Origin of the sequence: Brevundimonas sp. UBA7838, from assembly GCF_002500885.1 — a bacterium.
Classification (GTDB): Bacteria; Pseudomonadota; Alphaproteobacteria; order Caulobacterales; family Caulobacteraceae; genus Brevundimonas; species Brevundimonas vesicularis_C.
Genome location: NZ_DLTK01000016.1, coordinates 2403 through 2869, shown reverse-complemented (window position 1 = coordinate 2869; position 467 = coordinate 2403). Strand labels below are relative to the sequence as shown.

Below are 467 nucleotides of genomic sequence, written 5' to 3'. Positions count from 1 at the left end.
CCGGCTCGGCGATCCAGTGGCTGAGGGACGGGGTCGGGCTGATCTCGGAATCGCGTCAGTCGGAGGCGATGGCGCAGACCCTCAAGGACAACGGCGGGGTCTATATGGTCCCGGGCTTCACGGGTCTGGGCGCACCATGGTGGGAACCAGAAGCGAGGGGGACCATCGTGGGGCTGACACGGGATTCCGGTCCGGCCCATTTCGTACGCGCCGCGCTGGAGGCCCTGGCCTATCAGACGCGCGACCTACTCGACGCCCTGGCCGCCGACGGCGCGCCGCCTCTGAAGACGCTGAAGGTGGACGGCGGCGTCACCGCCAACAGTTTCGCCATGCAGTTCGTCGCCGACATCTGCGAGGTCGAGGTGGAGCGTCCGGCCTTCCAGGAGATGACGGCCCTGGGCGCCGCGCGCCTGGCGGCCCTGGGCGTCGGCCTTTTGCCGGACTTGGAGGCGCGCCCGGCCGAGGCG

1 protein-coding gene is annotated in these 467 nt (G+C 70.4%); it reads left to right on the top strand.

All coding sequences use genetic code 11. The features are described 5' to 3' along the window. On the top strand, window positions 1-467 hold a 467-nt coding region (locus B3T77_RS00845), incomplete at both ends, for an FGGY-family carbohydrate kinase (protein WP_292076170.1).